The organism is Azospirillum formosense (assembly GCF_040500525.1).
Classification (GTDB): domain Bacteria; phylum Pseudomonadota; class Alphaproteobacteria; order Azospirillales; family Azospirillaceae; genus Azospirillum; species Azospirillum formosense_A.
Map to the genome: position 1 here is coordinate 363,882 of NZ_CP159404.1, position 19,283 is coordinate 383,164.

The following is a 19,283-nucleotide window of genomic DNA, read 5'->3' on the forward strand; positions in this document are numbered from 1 at the left end:
CGGACGGGGCTGGATGGATCATCCCGCGCATATAGGCGACAACGGCCTCCGACGCCACGCCTTGCGAGGAGGCCCTCCATGATTCACCCCGACCAGACGCCCATCGGATCCGGTTTCGGCCCCGCCACCACCGCCGCCGAGGCCGTCCGCGGCATCGATCTCCGCGGGCGGGTGGCGATCGTCACCGGCGGCTATTCCGGCATCGGGCTGGAGACGACGCGTGTGCTCGCCGAGGCCGGCGCGACCGTCATCGTGCCGGCCCGGGATCGCGCCCGCGCGTCGGCCGCCCTGGCCGGCTTCGACCGTGTCGAGTTGGAGGCGCTGGACCTCGCGGACGCCGGCTCGGTCGCCGCCTTCGCCCGGCGCTTCCGCGAGTCCGGGCGGCCGTTGTCGATCCTCGTCAACAGCGCCGGCGTCATGGCGACGCCGCTCCACCGCGACGCCGACGGGCGCGAGGGGCAGTTCGCGACGAACCATCTCGGCCATTTCCGGCTCACCCTGGCCCTCTGGCCGGCGCTCCTTGCGGGCGGAGGGGCGGCGGGGCGCGCGCGCGTCGTGTCGGTCTCGTCGCGCGGTCACCAGATCGCCGGGATCGACTTCGACGACCTCGACTTCGAGCGGCGCGCCTATGACAAGTGGACGGCCTACGGCCAGTCGAAGACGGCCAACGCGCTCTTCGCCATCGCCCTGGACTGCCGCGGCCGGGAGCATGGGGTGCGCGCCTTCTCGCTGCATCCCGGACAGATCCTCACCGAGCTGAGCCGCCATCTGTCCGCCGTGGAGATCGCCGGCTTCGACGCCCTGGACGCGGAGGGGCGCCCGCGCATCGACCCGTCCCGCGGCATGAAGACCGTCGCGCAGGGGGCGGCGACCAGCGTGTGGTGCGCGACCAGCCCGCGGCTCGACGGCCTTGGCGGACTCTATTGCGAGGATTGCGACGTCGCCCCGGTCCACAGCGCGGCGACCGGCCGGCGCGGCGTCCATCCCTGGGCGGCGGACGACGCGCTGGCCGAGCGTCTGTGGAGCGTCTCGGAAACCCTGACCGGAGCCTCCTTGCCCTGACGGGGCGGCGCTATCGCCGAGCCCGTCGGACCCGTCGTCCCAGCCCGATGGCCGATCAGGGCGCTGCGGCGAGGCGCCACTGGCCGTCATCGCCGCGGCAGGCGGTGCCGGTGGCGGACTCCTGACGGCCGTCGATGGTCACCTTGTGCTGGAACTCCTTGCATTCGCGCCCGGCGGAATCGCGCCCGGCGCGGATCGGGGTGATGGTGCCGCTGGTGTTGGTGCTGTCCGGGCTGTTCCAGCGGATGGTCTGCCCGACCGGCGCGTCGAGCGCGCGGGTCTCGGCGGTCTGCGCCGCGTTGCGGCTGCCCGGGCTCAGCTGCTCCATCAGATAGCCGCCGGCGAAGTAGCCGAGCAGGCCGCCGGCGCCGATGGCCAGCAGGTTGCCGCTGCCCTTGCCGATCTGCGACCCGGCGAGCGCCCCGACGGCGGCCCCGCCGAGCTTGCCCAGAAGGTCGTTGTCGATGCCGAACGTCGTGTTGCCGCCGCTGGCTTGGGGATTGGTCTGGGTGGGCGCGCCGTAGCCGCCCTGGGAGAACACCTGCGCCGCAGCGGGTGCCGCGGTCAGGGGAAGGGCGGCGGACAGGCCAAGGCACAGGACGGAGGCGAAGCGAATCCCGGACGGGCGGACAACAGGCACGTCGGCTACTCCTTTATTGCAACGCGACGGTCATCTGACCACCGCGGCCCCGCTCACGGTTGGGGCAAAAAAGGGCGACAAGAACTATTGACGGAAATGGCAATCGTCAGGCGCTCTTCAACGCCGGGCACGCGTCCGCCACGCCGCTGCCCAGCGCCTTGCGGACGGCGCGGGCGAGGTCGCGGTCGCGGTAGGGCTTGATCAGGAACTCCGCGCCGGGCCCTTCGCCGTTCGGGCCGCCGTCCACGCCATGGGCGTAGCCGGACGCGTAGAGCGCCTTTAGGCCCGGATGGCGGCGCTGCGCCTCCTGGGCGAGTTCCAGCCCGTTCATGCCGCCCGGCATCACAACGTCGGTGAAGAGCAGGTCCACCCGCGGCTCCCCGGCCAGAACGGCCAGAGCCTCCGGCCCGTTCTCCGCCTCGACCACGGTGTAGCCGAGATCCTGGAGGGTCAGCACGGCGACCTGACGCACGTCGCGGTCGTCGTCGACCACCAGGACCACCTCGCCCTGGCCGGGCAGCGGGCCGGCGTCCTCGCTGTCCTCCGGCGTCCTCGCCAAGCGGACGGCGGCCGGCGCGCAGGGCAGATAAAGGTGGAAGGAGGTGCCGCGTCCCGGCTCGCTCTCCACCCGGATCAGCCCGCCCGACTGCTTGACGAAGCCGTGGATCATGCTGAGCCCCAGCCCGGTGCCCTTGCCGATCTCCTTGGTGGTGAAGAAGGGCTCGAAGGCGCGGGCGAGGATGTCCGGCGGCATGCCGCAGCCGGTGTCGGTCACGGTCATCCGCACATAGCGTCCGGGGCGCAGCTCCGCGTCGCCCTCCTCGGCCTCCACCATGGCGGTGGCGATGGTCAGCTTGCCGCCCGCCGGCATGGCGTCGCGCGCGTTGATGACGAGGTTCAGCAGGGCCGACTCCGCCTGCGTGCGGTCCACCAGCGCCGGGGAAAGGGACGGCGCGCTGTCGATCTCCACGGTGATCGCCGAGCCGAGCGTGCGCTCCATCAGCTCGCCCATGTTGCGGACCAGCGCCTCCATGTCCACGCTCTCGGGGTGGAGCTGCTGGCGCCGCGCGAAGGCGAGCAGCCGCCGCGTCAGGTCGGAGCAGCGCAGCGACGCCTGCAGGGCCATCTCCACCCGCCGCGCCGCCTTGGGGTCGTCGAAGGACATGCGGCCCAGCCGCTCCAGGCTGCCGATGACCACGGTCAGCATGTTGTTGAAGTCGTGGGCGATGCCCCCGGTCAACTGGCCGATCGTCTCCATTTTCTGGACATGGGCGAGCTGGAGCTGAAGCTCCCGCGTGTCGGTGACGTCCAGCACCGTGCCGCAGAGTTCCGGCGGCCGTCCGTCCTCGCCCGGCAGCAGCATGGCCTTTTCCAGGAGCGTGCGGTACTGCCCGTCGGCGGCGCGCCAGCGGTACTCGACGGTGGAGACGCCGCCCTGCCGCATCGCCTCGAACTGGACGGCGGCGCGCTCGCGGTCGTCCGGGTGCAGGCGCGATTCCCAGAATCCGCCGTCCGTCAGGAAGCGCTCGGCGGGGAAGCCGAACAGCGCCTCGACGTTCTCGGTGACGTAGCGGAAGGGCGTGCCGCGCTCCGGCCCGGCGGTGTAGAGCAGGATCGGCAGGGACCGGGCGATCATCGCCTGCCGCTCCTCCGACCGGCGCAGCGCCTGCTCGGCCTCCAGCTTCTCGGCCCGCACGCGGTAGTTCTCGGCCATCAGCCGCTCGCGCAGGGCGGCTTGGCGCTTGACCTCCTCGGTCTTGCGGTACAGCTCGACGAAGACGGTGACCTTGCTGCGCAGGATCACCGGGTCCACCGGCTTGAACATGTAGTCGACCGCCCCCGCGGAATAGCCGCGGAAGATGTGCATCTCGTCCTTGTTGATGGCGGTCAGGAACAGGATGGGGATGTGCCGCGACTTGCGGCGGTTGCGGATCAGCTCCGCCGTCTCGTAACCGTCCATGCCCGGCATGTGGACGTCCATCAGGATCGCCGCGAAATCCTGGTCGAGCACGCGCTTCAGCGCCTCCTCGCCGGAGCGGGCGAGGATCACCGTTGCCTCGAGGTCGGCCAGCGTCTCCCGCATCGCCAGCAGGTTCCGCGGATCGTCGTCGACGACGAGCACGCGGACCTCCGGCGGCGGCAGCGTGGCGTCGTCGCTCTCGGCGAAGCTGGCGGGCATCTGGGTGTGGGGCATGGGCGTCTCCTCACTCCCGTCCGGCGTTGTTGTGCCCGGCGTCGCCGTCCTGCCGGCGCCCGGCCCAGACCCGCAGCAGCGACAGCAGATGGTCGATGTCCACCGGCTTGGCGAGATAGTCGGTGGCCCCCGCCTCGATGCATTTCTCGCGGTCGCCCTTCATCGCCTTGGCGGTGACGGCGATCACCGGCAGGCCGCGCCCGGCCGCGGTCGCGCGGATTTCCCGGATGGTCTGGTAGCCGTCCATCAGCGGCATCATGATGTCGACCAGAGCCACGTCGAGGTCGGGGTGCGCCTTCAGCAGCTCCAGCCCCTCCGGCCCGCTCTCGGCGTGCAGCACGGTCATGTCGTGGGCCTCCAGGACGCTGGCGAGCGAGAAGATGTTGCGGAAGTCATCGTCCACGATCAGCGCCTTGCGCCCCGCCAGAACCGGGTCGCGCTGGCGGATCTGGTCGAGCGCGTTGCGCTTGTCGTCGGGCAGCCGGTCCACCGCCCGGTGCAGGAACAGCGCCGTCTCGTCGAGCAGCGAGTCCGCGGAATGCACGCTGCGCAGCACCACCGTCTCGGCCAGCCGGCGCAGCCGCGCCTCGTCCTCCGGCGCGATGGCGTCGCTGACATAGGCGACGACCGGCATCCAGGCGGTGGAATCGCGGGTGCGCAGGCTGTCGATCAGCTCGAAGTCGCTGGGCTGGGGGATCGTCAGGTCGAGCACCATGCAGTCGAACCGCTCCTGCGTCAGCAGCGCGCGGGCGGCCTCGGCGGAGGTGACGGTCGTGATGTCGATGTCGTCCCCGCTTCCGCTGCCGCCCTTGTCGTGGTCGATCAGGCCGGCGATGCCGCCGGTCTCCGGGTTGGGAACCTTCTCGACGATCAGCAGCCGGCGCTGGTGGCGCTCCACGAAGCCCTTGACCTTGGCGAGCGCGGCGAAGATCGCCTCGCGGTCGGCCGGCTTCTCGGTGTAGTCGAAGGCCCCCATGGCGAGGCCGCGGCGGCGCTCCTCCTTGGCGGAGATGACATGCACCGGGATGTGGCGGGTGTGCGGGTCGCGCTTCAGCAGGTCGAGCAGCGCCCAGCCGTCGATGTCCGGCAGGCCGATGTCCAGCATCACCGCGTCCGGGCGGTACTTGCGCGCCATCGGCATGGCCGGGCTGCCGGCGTGGGAAAGGATGGCCTTGAAGCCCTTTTCCCGCGCCAGATCGACCAGGATCGAGGCGAACTTCACATCGTCCTCGACGATCAGCACCACCGGATCGCCGGGGCGGATGCGCTCGCGGTCGTCGGCGACGGGGTGATGCTGCGGCAGCGCCAGCCGCTCCTCCGGCCCCGGCACGACGATGGGCCGTGTCGGGGTGGGGAAGGGCGCCAGCTTCGGCGCCGGGTCGCCGTAGCGGGCGACGTCGAACTCCATTGGCACGTAGAGCGTGAAGGCGCTGCCCGCCCCGGATTCGCTCTGCACCCGGATCTCGCCGCCGAGCAGGCGGGCGATCTCGCGGCTGATCGACAGGCCGAGGCCGGTGCCGCCGTATTTGCGGCTGGTCGTGCCGTCGGCCTGCTGGAACGCCTCGAAGATGATGCGCTGCTTGTTCTCGGGGATGCCGATGCCGGTGTCGACGACGGTGAAGGCCAGCACGCCCCCCGCCGCGTTCAGCACGGGATGGGCCGCACTCCAGCCTTCGCAGGCCAGCTCGACGCGGAAGGTGACGCCGCCGGTCTCGGTGAATTTGAAGGCGTTGGACAGCAGGTTGTTCAACACCTGCTCAAGCCGCTTCTGGTCTGTCTGGATGGCCGCCGGCAGCGGCTGGGTCATGTCGATGTCGAAGCGCAGCCCCTTCTCCTCGGCGAGCTGGGCGAAGGTGCGCTCGACATGGCCGCGCAGATCGTCCAGCACCACCGCGCCGATCTCCAGCGTGACCGTGCCGGATTCGATCTTCGACAGGTCGAGGATGTCGTTGATGAGGTTCAGCAGGTCGGACCCGGCGGCGTTGATGGTGCGGGCGAACTCCACCTGCCGTGGGGTCAGGTTGTGGTCGCCGTTGTCGGACAGCAGCTTGGACAGGATCAGCAGGCTGTTCAGCGGGGTGCGCAATTCGTGGCTCATGTTCGCCAGGAATTGCGACTTGTACTTGGAGGTGAGGGAAAGCTGCTCCGCCTTCTCCTCCAGCGCCTCGTTGGTCTGGCGCAGCTTCTCCTGCTGGGCCATCAGCAGCTCCTCCGACTGGCGGAGCGAGGCGGCCTGCTGCTCCAGCCGCTCGTTGGTGGTCTTCAGCTCTTCCTGCTGGCTCTGCAGCTCGGCGGTCAGGCGCTGCGACTGCTTCAGCAGCCCCTCGGTCCGCATGTTGGTGGCGATGGTGTTGAGGACGATCCCGATGCTTTCCGTCAGCTGCTCCAGGAAGGAGCGGTGCGTCTCGCTGAAATGGCCGAAGGAGGCCAGCTCCAGAACGGCGTTCACCTCGTTCTCGAACAGCACGGGCAGGACGATGATGTTCAGCGGCGCCGCCTCGCCGAGGCCGGAACTGATGCGCACATAGTCCTTGGGCACGTTGGTCAGCAGGATCGGCTTCTTTTCGTGGGCGCACTGGCCGACCAGACCCTGCTTCAGCGTGAAGCGGGTGCCCAGCCCGTCGCGCTCCTTCAGGGCGTAGCTGGCGACCAGATCGAGGACCGGCTCCTCGCCGTCGCGGCTGGTGACGTAGAGGACGCCGTGCTGGGCGTTCACCAGCGGCGCGATCTCCGACAGGATCATGTTGGTGACGGTGACCAGATCGCGCTCGCCCTGGAGCATCCGGGTGAACTTGGCGATGTTGGTCTTCAGCCAGTCCTGTTCCGCGTTCTTCTGCGTCGTGTCGCGCAGGTTGCGGATCATCTCGTTGATGTTGTCCTTCAGCGCCGCCACCTCGCCCGACGCCTCCACGGCGATGGAGCGGGTGAGGTCGCCCTTGGTCACCGCGGTCGCCACCTCGGCGATAGCGCGGACCTGGGTGGTCAGATTGGCGGCGAGCTGGTTCACGTTGTCGGTCAGGTCGCCCCACACGCCGGTGGCGCCGGGCACCTTGGCCTGACCGCCCAGCTTGCCCTCGATGCCGACCTCGCGCGCCACGTTGGTGACCTGATCGGCGAAGATGGCCAGCGTCTCGATCACGCCGTTGATGGTGTCGGCCAGCGCCGCGATCTCGCCGCGCGCCGCCACGGTCAGCTTGCGCTTCAGGTTGCCCTCGGCGACCGCCGTCACGACCTCGGCGATGCCGCGCACCTGGCCGGTGAGGTTGGCCGCCATCATGTTGACGTTGTCGGTGAGGTCCTTCCAGGTGCCGGCCACGCCCTTCACCTGGGCCTGTCCGCCCAGCTTGCCCTCGGTGCCGACCTCGCGGGCGACGCGGGTGACTTCCGAGGCGAAGCTGTTGAGCTGGTCGACCATCGTGTTGATGGTGTCCTTCAGCTCCAGGATTTCCCCCTTCACGTCGACGGTGATCTTGCGCGACAGGTCGCCGTTGGCCACCGCCGTGGTCACGTCGGCGATGTTGCGGACTTGATTGGTCAGGTTGCCGGTCAGCAGGTTGACGTTGTCGGTGAGGTCCTTCCAGGTGCCGGCGACCCCCTTCACCTGGGCCTGCCCGCCCAGCTTGCCCTCGCTGCCGACCTCGCGGGCGACGCGGGTGACTTCCGAGGCGAAGCTGTTGAGCTGGTCGACCATCGTGTTGATGGTGTCCTTCAGCTCCAGGATTTCGCCCCTCACGTCGACGGTGATCTTGCGCGACAGGTCGCCCTTCGCCACCGCCGTGGTGACCTCCGCGATGTTGCGGACCTGGCTGGTCAGGTTGGTCGCCATGGCGTTGACGTTGTCGGTGAGGTCCTTCCAGGTGCCGGCGACCCCCTTCACCTGGGCCTGTCCGCCCAGCTTGCCCTCGGTGCCGACCTCGCGCGCGACGCGGGTGACCTCGCTGGCGAAGCTGTTGAGCTGGTCGACCATCGTGTTGATGGTGTCCTTCAGCTCGCGGATCTCGCCCTTCACGTCCACGGTGATCTTGCGCGACAGGTCGCCGTTGGCCACCGCCGTGGTCACGTCGGCGATGTTGCGGACCTGATTGGTCAGGTTGCCGGTCAGCAGGTTGACGTTGTCGGTGAGGTCCTTCCAGGTGCCGGCGACACCCTTCACCTGGGCCTGCCCACCCAGCTTGCCCTCGCTGCCGACCTCGCGCGCCACGCGGGTGACCTCGCTGGCGAAGCTGTTGAGCTGGTCGACCATCGTGTTGATGGTGTCCTTCAGCTCGCGGATCTCGCCCTTCACGTCCACGGTGATCTTGCGCGACAGGTCGCCCTTCGCCACCGCCGTGGTCACGTCGGCAATGTTGCGGACCTGGGCCGTCAGGTTGGCGGCCATCAGGTTGACGTTGTCGGTGAGGTCCTTCCAGGTGCCGGCGACGTCCTTCACCTGGGCCTGTTCGCCCAGCTTGCCCTCGATGCCGACCTCGCGCGCCACCCGCGTCAGCTCCGCCGTCACGGTGACGAGCTGCTCGACCATCCGGTTGACCGTGCGGGCGGTGTGCAGGAACTCGCCTTGCAGCGGGCGTCCGTCGACCTCCAGCGGCATGGACTGCGACAGGTCGCCCTTGGCGACCGCGCCGATGACTCGGGCCATCTCCTGGGTCGGCTGGGTCAGGTCGGCGACCATGGCGTTGACGCTGTCCACGCAGGCGCCCCAGCCGCCCGAGGCGGTGGGCAGGCGGACGCGCTGGCCGATCCGGCCCTCCTTCCCGATGGCGACGCTGACCCGGCCGACGTCCTCAACCAGGGCTTCGTTCATCTCCACCACGTCGTTGAAGGCGGCGGCGATCTCGCCGTCCAGCCCGTCCAGGTCCAGGGGCAGGCGCACGGAGAAGTCGCCCTTGCGGAACTGGCGCAGCGCGCGCAGGAGAAGCTGGGGGGAAAGCCGGTCGTGAGCGTCCGTCATCGTCATGACGCGATGGTCCCTAAGAAGTCCAGGCCAGTGTCTCGGAAGTCCCCCGCGCAGGATCGGCGGCACGCCCGGCGGAACGCCGGAATGGCCGCGCGCGGGAGCGGCGCAGCCATGGGACGGCAAGCGGAAGTCGGTGTGGGCTAATGCCGGGGGGCGGCGTTGTTCAGCAGGGTCTTCAACTGGCGCTCGTCATAGGGCTTCTGGATGAAGCCGTGCGGGCCGGCGGCGCGGGCGCGCTCCAGCAGGACGGGGTCGCTGGCCCCGGACATGAAGATGCTGCCCACGGCGAAGCGCTCGCGCAGGGCCTGCGCGGTCTCGATGCCGTCTTGCGGGCCGGCGAGGCCGATGTCCACCAGCGCCAGGGCGGGGCGCTCCCGCTCGGCGATCTTCAGCGCGTCGGCGGCATTGGCGGCGACCCCGCAGACCTCGTAGGACAACTCCTCCAGCATGTCGGTCAGGTACATGGCGACGATCGTCTCATCCTCGACGACCAGGACCCGGACGGGGGCGGTTGTGGCGGTCGCGGTCCCGTCCGCCCCGGCCTTTGGTGACCTGTTGATCGGGTTGGTCATCCCTTTTCCCTCTTGTCGTTCTGCCGGCTGCGGCGCGGGGACGGCGTCGATGAGGCGCGCCCTCCGCCCGCCGCCGGAACCCGAGCGCAGACGTCGGATGCCGGCGAAGCTGACCGGGACGAGTAGCACGGAGGGGTGAGGCAATTAAGGGAGAAAAGGTCAAATACCCCCTACAGGTTATGCCCAATAGAGTGAGCGCACCCCAAAAGAGGGAAAGCCTATTCCTTAGCTTCGCTATGGAATAGTGTGAATCGCGCGCGCCGGGGCCGCCTTTCGTTTGGCTTCGATTGAACTATACGGCGCGAACGCGTGGCTGCCATGTAACGATGTGCAGGTTTCTTAACAATTTTGCAAGTAATTTTACGCGTAAGCTTGTCACCGTCCACGAGGCGGGCGTGGAGTCGATCATAGGGGTGCTGGGGACAGGGATGAGCGTTGCCCCGACAAACGGGCCGGGCGATGGGGGGGATCTGAGCCTGGAGGATCTCGCGCAAGCCATCAGAGCCCACCGGCTCTATCTGGCGGCGCGCCCGAACGGCCTGCGTCTCCAATTGAAAGCGGCGGACCTGACCGGCTTCGACCTGTCGGGTCTGGTCCTGTCGGACGCCATCCTGACCGGCGCGAATTTCCGGCGCAGCGTCCTCCGGCGCTGCAATTTCGACGGGGCGGATCTGTTCGGCGCCAGCTTCGTGTCCGCCGACCTGCGGGAAGCCTCCCTGGTCGGGGCCGACATGCGCGGGGCGAACTTCACCAAGGCGTGCCTGCGCAACACCCTGTTCGAGCGGGCGGACCTCCGCCCCGGCCAGCTCGTGCTGTGGAAGGACCGGCGCAAGGCCCGGCAGGAGGCGGCTCTGCGCGAAGCCGTGCTGGTCAACGCGAACTTCACCGACTCCGATCTGACCGGCGCCAACCTGACCCGGGCCAATCTTGAAGGGGCGGATTTCAGCAACGCCACCCTGTTCGGCGCCAACCTCAGCGGCGCCGACCTGCGCGGCGCCGATTTCAGCATGGCGAAGCTGAAGGGGGCCATCCTGAACAACGCCGCCGTCGCCGGCGCCACCTTCCAGGGGTGCGACCTGCGCGACGCCGAGCTGCGCAACGTCGCCATGGCCACCGCCGACTGGGCGGAGGCGCGGATGGCGGGCGCCATCTACCACCGCAACCAATCGGACTTCCCGCCGGAGATCCGGGAAGGGCTGGAGGGCCATGTCCGCTGGATCAACAGCAACGGCAAGCAGGGCAAGCGGTTCGACGTGTCGGACGGAGCCTTCGTCGGGACCGATTTCGACGGCTGCGACCTGAGCGGGGCAATCTTCCGCAACTGCGACTTCACGCGGGCGAGCTTTCGCGACAGCAAGCTGCAGATCGCCCAGTTTCCCGGCTGCCGCATGCGGGAGGCCTGTTTCGAGAATTCGGAACTGTCCGGGGCCAGCTTCGAAGGCTGCGACCTGACCCGCGCCATGATGCGCAACGCGGTGATGCGCGCCATCGAGCTGCTGGCGGCGAACGGCCAGTCCACGGGGCGCATGTGGCCGACCAATCTGCGCAACGCCCAGATGGCCGACAGCGACATCCGCGGCGCCGATCTGCGGGGCGCGCGGCTGGCCGGGGCGGACCTGACCAACTGCAATCTGTCGGGCGCCGACCTGCGCGACACCGACATCGAGAAGGCCAACACCACGGGAACGACGCTGGTGCATTGCCGGTTGAAGTGACCGTAAATTTTAATCCCAAAAAATTTTCGAAAAGAGTTGGTCATTTTGTCGCAGGGTGGGGCCTCCGCCCTTTCCCGGCATTGTGCATACCAGCATCCGGGGATTAAAACGCCCGGCGAGGGGGCGGCTGGTTTCCCGAGCCGCTCGTCATGATCGAGGCCAAGTAACGGAGCGGCAACCGCCGCGCGCCGATGCGACGAATATTGATTGTGGCGAAGCGAAGAACGCAGGAGGTCCTGCGGGCCTTGGGTGGCCGTGCCTGTCTTTTGGGCATTGGAAATCGAGGATAGTGCAATGAAGCGTAGAGTTGCCGTTCTGGCCTTTGGCCTGTTCGCCGCCCTTCCCGGCATCGCCGCGGCGCAGGACGCCGATGCGGGCGAGAAGGTGTTCAACCAGTGCAAGGCCTGCCACACCATCGAGACCGGCGGCCCGAACCGCGTCGGCCCCAACCTGCACGGCATCGTCGGCCGTGCGTCGGGCTCGGTCGAGACCTTCAAATATTCCGACGCGATGAAGGGCGCCGGTCTGACCTGGGACGAGGCCAATCTCGACAAATACCTGACCGATCCGAAGGCCGCCGTCCCCGGCAACAAGATGGCCTTCGCCGGCGTGAAGAACGAGCAGGCCCGCAAGGACCTGATCGCCTTCCTGAAGAAGAACAGCTGAAGCAGGCGCTGCGCGACCGGGAGGGGCGACGGCCCCTCCCGCGACCGACGCCCGACGACACCACCCATCCCTTTCGGCCGGCTCTTGCCGAGAGCGGCTGGCTGCAAGGGCACGCCCGTCCGGCCAGGGCCGGCCGCCCCCTGCGGTCCATCCTATGAGGATGGCGCCGGTCAACCTGCCCTTGTGGGCAGGGGACCCGTAAAAACGCTCATCGCCAGGCACTAGGAGGACAGGAGGCTGTTGGGGGACCCGTGTGTCCCAACGCAAGATTGCAAATCGGGAGGTCGGAATGCCCATGTTGCGAACCGCGGCCCTTGCGGCCGTGTCGATCCTCACGCTCGCCGCCTGTTCAAGCGAACCGGGCCTCGTGCCGCCCATGGGCAGTTCCGGTGCCTCCGCGTCCCAGGTGGGAAGCGCCGGGTCGGGCGCCTCCTCGACGCTGACGGTGGCGGACCAGTCCTTCCTGACCCAGGCGGCCTATGGCGGCTTCGGCGAGGTGGCGATGGGCACGCTGGCCCAGCGCCAGGCGTCCAGCGCCACCGTGCGCGAGCTTGGCCGGCGCATCGCCGCCGACCACACCCAGGCCAACCAGGAACTCGCCCGGCTTGCTCAGGCCAAGGGCGTCACGCCGCCCACCGGCCTGGACCCCGGCCGGCAGGCGGTCGCCGACGCGTTGGCCTTGCTTCAGGGGACGGCGTTCGACCGGCAGTATCTGCAGCAGCAGATCGCCGAGCACGATGTGTCGATCGCCCTGTTCAACGCGCAGGCCCAGGGTGGGACCGACCCGGACGTCCGGGCCTTCGCAGCCAAATGGCTGCCCGGCCTGCAAATGCACGCGCGCGAACTGCGCGCGCTCGGCAGCCCGCTGGCGCAACTGCCGTAGCGGCGGGCTTCGGCGGTCAGGCCCGCGGAATCGGCCGCGGGCTTGACCCGGTCCGCCTCAGGCGACCGCCGGAAGCGGGCGCAGGCCGGCGGTGAGCCGTTGGACGTCCGCGGCGAAGCGGTCGGCGACGTCCGGGGTCAGCTCGAACCGGACATGGAGGTCCTGCTCCTTGCCCCCCAGAACCGCGAAGGGGATGGAGACGGTGCAGCCGGGGATGGTCAGCACGCCGCGGCTGCCCACCTGCGTCCGGTCCAGGCCGCGGATCGTGGCGCCGCCCTCCGACAGGTTGGTGAGCTGTCCCGACAGCGATCCCACCGCCCCGGAAATGGTGCAGGGAAGGTTGACCTCGAACCGCGGGGCGCGGCGGCGGTCCACCTCCGGCGTGGCGGTGCGGACGGCGCGGACCAGCATCTCGCGGAGATGGTCGATGCTCCCCGCCACGTCGGACGCGACCCGGCGCACCTCGTCGGCGCGGCTGCCGGTCACCGCCGCCTCCTCCGACACGTGGGCGATGCGGGACGACACCTCCTGAGCGGCGGCGGCGGTCTGGCCGACGTTGCGGGAGATCTCGCTCGTCGCCGCCCCCTGCTCGTCCATGGCGCTGGCGATGCTGCTGGCGACCCCGTCGATCTCGGTGATGGTCCGCCCGATGTCCTGCACCGCGTCGACGGCCCCGGCGGTCATGCTCTGCAGGTCGGTGATCTGGCGCGAGATCTCCTCCGCCGACTTCGAGGTCTGGGTGGCGAGGTTCTTCACCTCCTGGGCCACCACGGCGAAGCCTTTCCCGGCCTCGCCGGCGCGGGCCGCCTCGATCGTCGCGTTCAACGCCAGAAGATTGGTCTGGCTGGCGATGTCTTGGATGAAGGTGGCGACCTCCCCGATGTGGCCGATGGCCTCGGACAGGGAGAGCACCACGTCCTCGGTCTTGCGGCCGCTTTCCACGGCGCGGCGGGAGATCTGGCTGGCGAAGGTGACCTGGCCGGTGATCTCGGCGATGGAGGCGGTGAGCTGGTCGGTGGCCGCCGCCACGGCCTGGGCGTTGCCCAGCGCCTGCTCCGCCGCGGCCGCCACGCTCTGCGAGTTGGCGGAGACGGTTTCGGCCGAGCTGGCCATCGCCTGGGCGTTGCTGTCCATCGAGACGGACCGTTCGGCGACGCGGTCCACGGCGGTGCGGGTTTCCTGCTCCACCGTGCGGGCCATGGATTCCAGGGCGGCGATCTTGGCGGCCTCGGCCTCGCGGCGTTCACGCTCCTGCGCCTCGCGCAGGCGCTGGTTGTCGATGCCCTTCTGGCGGAAGATTTCGACGGTCTTGGCCATGGCGCCGATCTCGTCCTGGCGGTCCAGGCCGGGCACCGTCACGTCGTAACGCTCGTCGGCCAGCTGGAACATTGTGCCGCGGATCTGGTCCAGCGTGCGGAACTGGCGCCGGACCACCAGCAGCATCAGCAGGGCCATGCCGGCGGTGATGATCGCCGCCACCTGGATGATGTTGGGAACCACCTCCTCCAGCACGCCCAGGGCGACGCTCTTCTTCAGGCCGACGAACAGGACGCCGACGACCTCGCCGTTCCGGTCGATGATCGGGTCGTAGGCGGTGAAGTAGGCCTCGCCCAGGATGTCGGCCTCGCCGCGGAAGGGCTCCTTGCCGTCGATGACGGCGCTGTAGACCGGGCCGCGGGCCAGCTTCGTCCCGACGGCCCGGCTGCCGTCCGGGTTGTGGATGTTGGTCGCCACGCGGGTATCGCCGCGGAAGATGGTGGCCACGCCGCCGGTCACGCTGCGGACGGTGTCGACGATGTCGTTCGCCCCGTCCAGCTTGACATCGTCGATGTAGAGCGCTCCGTCCTTGAGCCGGTACTCGGACCCTTTCTGGTCGAGCAGCATTCGGAAGTTGGTGATGGCCTGCTCCCTCCGCTCCGCCGCGTCCTTGCTGATGCTGGCGGTGACCTTGACGATCGTCGCGTAGGTCAGCGCGCCGGACAGGGCGATCAGGCCGAGCGTGCACAGAATGGTCAGCTTTGTGGCAAGGCTGAGCGTCCGGAGGGGGTTCATCGGCCGAAAACTCCTTGAAAAATCGTCGGGTCGCCCCGGAAGCACCGGGGTGGCGGCGCATTGGTAACCTTTGTCGCGCATTTGTAACAAATAGTTTTATCAACCTCGGGACGCACCGGATTCATGCAATGTGAAGGTGCTGTCGCGGCTTTCCTCAGCCGTCGTGAGGAAAGTGTTTGTATTTCAAGGCTTATCCATTGTGCCCATGTTGCGTCCCGGGCAAGGTAAACCATCTGTTAATCATGATGTGGGACAGCATGTCGCACACGTATTCCTTTTAGGGATACCTTTGGTGTAGGGGAAATGTTATCGGTTGGCGCTCATTCATTACACAATACAAACATTCGCCATGCCGGACACCCTGCGCGCCCTTGACGTCACCAAGACCGCCTATTTCGATTTGGGACCGGAATCGATCGGCAGCCTGCGGCAGGCCTCGCCGATCATCGCCAGGGCCCTGCCGGGGATTCTGGACCGCTTCTACGCCCGCACGATGATCCAGCCCGAGCTGGCTGGCCTGTTCACCAACCCGGCGCAGGTCGAAGGAGCCAAACGCGCCCAGATCGCGCATTGGACGCGGCTGTTCGAGGGCCGTTTCGACGACGGCTACAAGGAGTCGGTGCGCGCGGTCGGCATCGCCCACCACCGCATCGGGCTGAGCCCGAGCTGGTATGTCGGCGGCTACGCCTTCATCCTGGGCGAGATCATGGCCGCCCTGGCCCAGAGCATGGGCGGTACGCTGCTGACCGGCGGCCGGCTCGGCTCCATCGTGACCATGCAGCGCGCCGTGGTGTCGGCGGTGCTGATGGACCTGGACGCCGCGCTGTCGGTCTACTGGGACCGTCTGATCGACGACCGGCTCCAGGCGGTGGACGCCATGGTCGATTCCATCGATCACGAGGCCAACGACGTGGTGGACAGCGTCGCCAGCTACACCGCCGACCTGCGCCGCACGGTCGGCGACCTGGACAGCGTCTGCGCGACGGTGAAGGACAGCATCGCCGGCACGTCCGCCGACACGGCGGAGGCGCTGGACGCCGCCCAGACCGTCGCCGCCGGGGCGGAGCAGCTCCAGGCCGCCGTCGGCGAAATCGCGCTGCAGGTCAGCGGCGCCTCCCGGATCGCCGGCGAGGCGGTGGAGAAGAGCGGCGAGGCCCGCCAGATCATGGCGCAGCTCAGCACCGCGGCGCAGGAGATCGGCGGCATCCTCAACCTCATCCGCGCCATCGCCGGGCAGACCAACCTGCTGGCGCTGAACGCCACCATCGAGGCCGCAAGGGCCGGCGAGGCGGGCAAGGGCTTCGCCGTGGTCGCCACGGAGGTGAAGAACCTCGCCGGGCAGTCGGCCAAGGCGGCGGACGAGATCGCCGCCAAGGTCGGCGCCATCCAGGCGGTGGCCGAGCAGGCGATCACCGGCATGGACGGCGTGGCCACCACCATCACCACCATGCAGGAGATCAACGCCTCGATCGCCGCCGCGGTGGAGGAGCAGTCCTCCGCCTCGCGCGGGATCGCCCGCAACATCGGCGAGGTCGCCGGCATTTTCCGCGGCATCGCCGGTCGGATGACCGAGGTCGGCGGCGAGACGCAGCGCGCCACCACCGTGGCCTACACGGTCGGCGAGAGCGCCAACCGCATGCAGGAGGCGCTGGACACCCTGCCGACCCTGCTGGCGCGGGCCATCCGCACCTCCTCCGATCTGGCGAACCGGCGCCACACGCGCCGCCGCCCGGTGCTGCTCGACGGCAGCGTGGACCAGACGCCCGCGCTGGTCCGCGATATCTCCGAATGCGGCTGCTACGCCGAGACGAAGGGGGCGGCACCCACCGGCGGGCAGGTCACCGTGTCGCTTCCCGGTTACAAGCTGTCCCTGCGCGGTTCGGTGGTGGCGCGGCACGACAACCGGCTGCACATCCGCTTCGACGAGCGCAAGATCGGCCGCGAGGAGGTGGACCGCATGAGCCGCGACGGGGTGGGCGAGCTGGTCCGTCTCGCCAAACAGGACCACCTCGCCTTCGTCGATAGGATCATGGAGGCGGTGAGCGGCCAGCGCAATCTCCTGCCGGCGGACCTGTCCACCCATCACTCCTGCCGCCTCGGCCGCTGGTACGACAGCGTGAACGATCCCCGGACCATGCGCCTGTCGACCTACAGGGGCATGGCCACGCCGCACCGCACCGTCCATGAGGCGGGCCGCGAGACGCTGCTCGCCCTCCAGGCCGGCAACCGCCTGGAGGCCGAACGCCACGCCGCCGAGATGAAGCGGGCCTCGGCGGAGGTGGTCCGCCTGCTCGACGAGCTGGAGCGCGACTTCGCCCGGACCCTCGCCGAGGCCGCCGAGTAGCCGGCGCCCTTGGAGACGCTGCGGCCGCCGGGCATCAGCGCCCGGCGGTTGCCGGCGGGGCTTCCGGCGCGCTGTTCTCCGGCGGCGGCTCGTCCAGCGTGGACAGGCGGCCGGCGAGGCCGTCCGTCTCCCTTGCGGCGGTTTCCTGGGACGGCGCGGCGGCGGGTGCCGCCGCCGTTCCCGATTTGGCGTCGTCGCCGGTGTTCAGGATGACCGGCAGGCCGTCGCGTCCGCCGATGATGATGGTCTTGGCGTTCGAGGAGGTGGCGAAGGCCCGCGTCGCCTCGATTCCGCGCAGGCGCAGATACTCCGGCGTGATGTTGCGGGCGACGATGTCCTGGAAGTCACGCACGCCCTCCGCCTCGATCCGCTTGCGGTCACGCTCCTTGGCCTCGCGGGCGATGCGGAAGTCGTACTCCTCCATGATCTGTTGCTGTTCGATCTTGCGGTCGATGGCCTGGCGGACCAGCGGCGGGAAGCTGACCCCGGCCACCAGCACGTCCTCCACCCGGATCATCACCGAGCTGTAATCGTCGGCGATCGCGCCGGGAGGCAGCTTCAGCGCCTGGAGATCGGTCGGCGGCGCCGGGAACTGTTTGCGTGCCTCGGTCAACAGAAAGCCTTGGATGTCCGCGCGGTTGATCGAGTAGAAATTCTCCGGATTGTGCTTCGACACGAATTCGTAGACGAGGCTGGCGATCTCCGGATGCACCAGCTTTTCCGCGTAATCGTCCCCGGCCAGCTTGTGGAGCAGGCCGGCGGCGGGCGGGTTGACCCGGTAGCGCAGCGCCACGGTCACCGTCATCGACATGCCGTTGGCCGCCACCGCCTCGTAGGTGCGGGTGTCGGTGCGCAGGCGCACGTCGTACATCGTCACCCGGTCCCACGGGAAGATCAGGTGGGTGCCCTCGCTGTAGACCCGGTCGGTGACCGTGCCGCCGAAGAAGCGCAGCCACAGCACGCCGACATGGCCGGAGGGCACCTCGACGAAGACGGCGGGGGCGATGGCGAGGAAGCCCAGGATCAGGGTCAGCGCCAGCGCGTAGATCGACACGCTGCGCCGTTTCAGCCAGAGGCCGGCGCGCAACGGCAACGGCGCTCGGGCGACGCCATCCCCGGCGGACGGGTCCAGGGTGGTCATCGCGGTCTCGTCGTCAGCATCTTCTCACGTTCCCGTGTGCTGGGTCGCCCCACCGCCTGGATTACGAAATTCACCGGCGGCGTCAGGAAGAAGGCCAGCAGGAAATGGCCGATGAAACCGATCGTGGTGTTGCGGCCCATGACGGCGCACACCAGACAGGCGAGGAGATAGAGCATGACGAGGACAAGAGGCATGCGCGTCCGGCCTTGGAATGGGAGCAGGGCGGAAGGGTGACGGCGGAAGGGGTTGGGGATACGCGAAGGCATCCCCACCCGTCCTTCCGGGCCGTGGCGGCGGCGTCCGGGCGCTGCGGTCAGGCCGCGGCCGGGGCCGCTTCCGGCGTCGCACCCTTGCGGCGGCGGGCCTCCTCGAACGTCTCGCGGAAATAGGTCTTCACCTTTTCCGGCTGGAAGGTCAGGAAGGTGCCGCCCGACGCGAAGTGCTGCTGGAAGACCTTGCCCAGCGCGTAGGTGAAGGCGCTGTTGAAGGCCGGCTGGGTGGCCAGCCGCGTCACCGTGCCGATCACCGGCACCGAGCGCAGGGCCATGTTGAACGCCATGGAGCCGAGCAGTCCGCCGGCCAGGGCGGTCGGGGCGACCGTGGCGAACAGCGTGCCGACCGCGGAGCGGCCGATGTCGCCGCGGAAGTCGACGCCGTGCAGGTCTGACAGCTCCTTGAGCAGGCGGAGCTGGACGACGGCGAGCGCGGCGGTGTCGACGAAGTTCAGCGGGATGACGCCCGCCGCGGCCGACAGCAGCACATGCTTGCGGATGATCTCCGCCGCCTGCTCCTCGGTGGCGACCGGAGCGGCCGGGATGGTTTCCGGAGCGGCTTCGGACGTGTTGGCGCTGTGGGGGGTGGTTTCGGGGGCGGCCGTCACGGCCTCCGGAGCCGGGGTGGAGACCGGGGCGACCGCCGTTTCCGGCTTCGCCTTGCCGCCCGGTGTATCCTTCTCACTGACCATGCTGTGGTGCTCCAAAAAGGGACGTTGTCGAGAGAAAATCAGCAATGAACGCCGCGCATTGGGATGTTCCGCGGCGACTGTCGGCCCCGAAGGGAC

At 68.9% G+C, this 19,283-nt stretch carries 13 protein-coding genes; 5 read left to right on the plus strand and 8 right to left on the minus strand.

What is annotated here, in order from left to right; all coding sequences use genetic code 11:
• Positions 1 to 81 precede the first annotated feature (81 nt).
• Entirely contained in the window at positions 82 to 1,062 is a 981-nt protein-coding gene (locus ABVN73_RS22420) for an oxidoreductase (RefSeq protein WP_353861426.1), read from the plus strand.
• Positions 1,063 to 1,117: 55 nt separating this feature from the next.
• Here the strand turns inward: ABVN73_RS22420 and ABVN73_RS22425 are convergent, their stop codons facing one another.
• The 4 genes from ABVN73_RS22425 to ABVN73_RS22440 form a co-directional block, all read right to left on the minus strand.
• Positions 1,118 to 1,702, minus strand: coding sequence for an RT0821/Lpp0805 family surface protein (locus tag ABVN73_RS22425; RefSeq protein ID WP_353861402.1), 585 nt, complete (start codon positions 1,700 to 1,702; stop codon positions 1,118 to 1,120).
• Positions 1,703 to 1,808: 106 nt separating this feature from the next.
• A complete protein-coding gene (locus tag ABVN73_RS22430) occupies positions 1,809 to 3,896 on the minus strand; it encodes a response regulator (RefSeq protein WP_353861403.1) in 2,088 nt (695 codons plus the stop codon).
• A gap of 10 nt (positions 3,897 to 3,906) precedes the next feature.
• Positions 3,907 to 8,844, minus strand: a complete 4,938-nt coding sequence (locus ABVN73_RS22435; protein ID WP_353861427.1) for a HAMP domain-containing protein — start codon at positions 8,842 to 8,844, stop codon at positions 3,907 to 3,909.
• Between the two features lie 146 nt (positions 8,845 to 8,990).
• Positions 8,991 to 9,422: a response regulator gene (locus tag ABVN73_RS22440; protein ID WP_353861404.1), complete on the minus strand. Its 432-nt coding sequence runs from the start codon at positions 9,420 to 9,422 to the stop codon at positions 8,991 to 8,993.
• Positions 9,423 to 9,850: 428 nt separating this feature from the next.
• On the opposite strand from ABVN73_RS22440, the gene ABVN73_RS22445 reads away from it, so the two are divergent.
• From ABVN73_RS22445 to ABVN73_RS22455, 3 genes are all read left to right on the plus strand, one after another.
• Positions 9,851 to 11,137: a pentapeptide repeat-containing protein gene (locus tag ABVN73_RS22445; RefSeq protein ID WP_353861405.1), complete on the plus strand. Its 1,287-nt coding sequence runs from the start codon at positions 9,851 to 9,853 to the stop codon at positions 11,135 to 11,137.
• Between the two features lie 294 nt (positions 11,138 to 11,431).
• On the plus strand, positions 11,432 to 11,803 hold the full coding sequence (locus ABVN73_RS22450; protein WP_353861406.1) for a cytochrome c family protein: 372 nt from the start codon (positions 11,432 to 11,434) through the stop codon (positions 11,801 to 11,803).
• A 289-nt stretch (positions 11,804 to 12,092) separates the two neighbouring features.
• Positions 12,093 to 12,686: a DUF4142 domain-containing protein gene (locus ABVN73_RS22455; protein ID WP_353861407.1), complete on the plus strand. Its 594-nt coding sequence runs from the start codon at positions 12,093 to 12,095 to the stop codon at positions 12,684 to 12,686.
• Between the two features lie 57 nt (positions 12,687 to 12,743).
• On the opposite strand, the gene ABVN73_RS22460 is transcribed toward ABVN73_RS22455, so the two are convergent.
• Positions 12,744 to 14,738 (minus strand): cache domain-containing protein, encoded by a 1,995-nt coding sequence (locus ABVN73_RS22460; RefSeq protein ID WP_353861408.1) that lies wholly within the window; start codon positions 14,736 to 14,738, stop codon positions 12,744 to 12,746.
• A gap of 349 nt (positions 14,739 to 15,087) precedes the next feature.
• Here ABVN73_RS22460 and ABVN73_RS22465 point away from each other — a divergent pair, with 349 nt between their 5' ends.
• Positions 15,088 to 17,082: a methyl-accepting chemotaxis protein gene (locus ABVN73_RS22465; protein ID WP_353861409.1), complete on the plus strand. Its 1,995-nt coding sequence runs from the start codon at positions 15,088 to 15,090 to the stop codon at positions 17,080 to 17,082.
• 34 nt (positions 17,083 to 17,116) lie between these two features.
• On the opposite strand, the gene ABVN73_RS22470 is transcribed toward ABVN73_RS22465, so the two are convergent.
• The 3 genes from ABVN73_RS22470 to ABVN73_RS22480 form a co-directional block, all read right to left on the minus strand.
• Entirely contained in the window at positions 17,117 to 18,223 is a 1,107-nt protein-coding gene (locus tag ABVN73_RS22470) for a prohibitin family protein (RefSeq protein WP_353861410.1), read from the minus strand.
• A complete protein-coding gene (locus tag ABVN73_RS22475; RefSeq protein ID WP_353861411.1) occupies positions 18,220 to 18,417 on the minus strand; it encodes a hypothetical protein in 198 nt (65 codons plus the stop codon). The genes ABVN73_RS22470 and ABVN73_RS22475 overlap by 4 nt, the downstream gene beginning before the upstream one ends.
• A 119-nt stretch (positions 18,418 to 18,536) precedes the next feature.
• Positions 18,537 to 19,187 (minus strand): DUF697 domain-containing protein, encoded by a 651-nt coding sequence (locus ABVN73_RS22480; protein WP_353861412.1) that lies wholly within the window; start codon positions 19,185 to 19,187, stop codon positions 18,537 to 18,539.
• Positions 19,188 to 19,283: the final 96 nt, after the last annotated feature.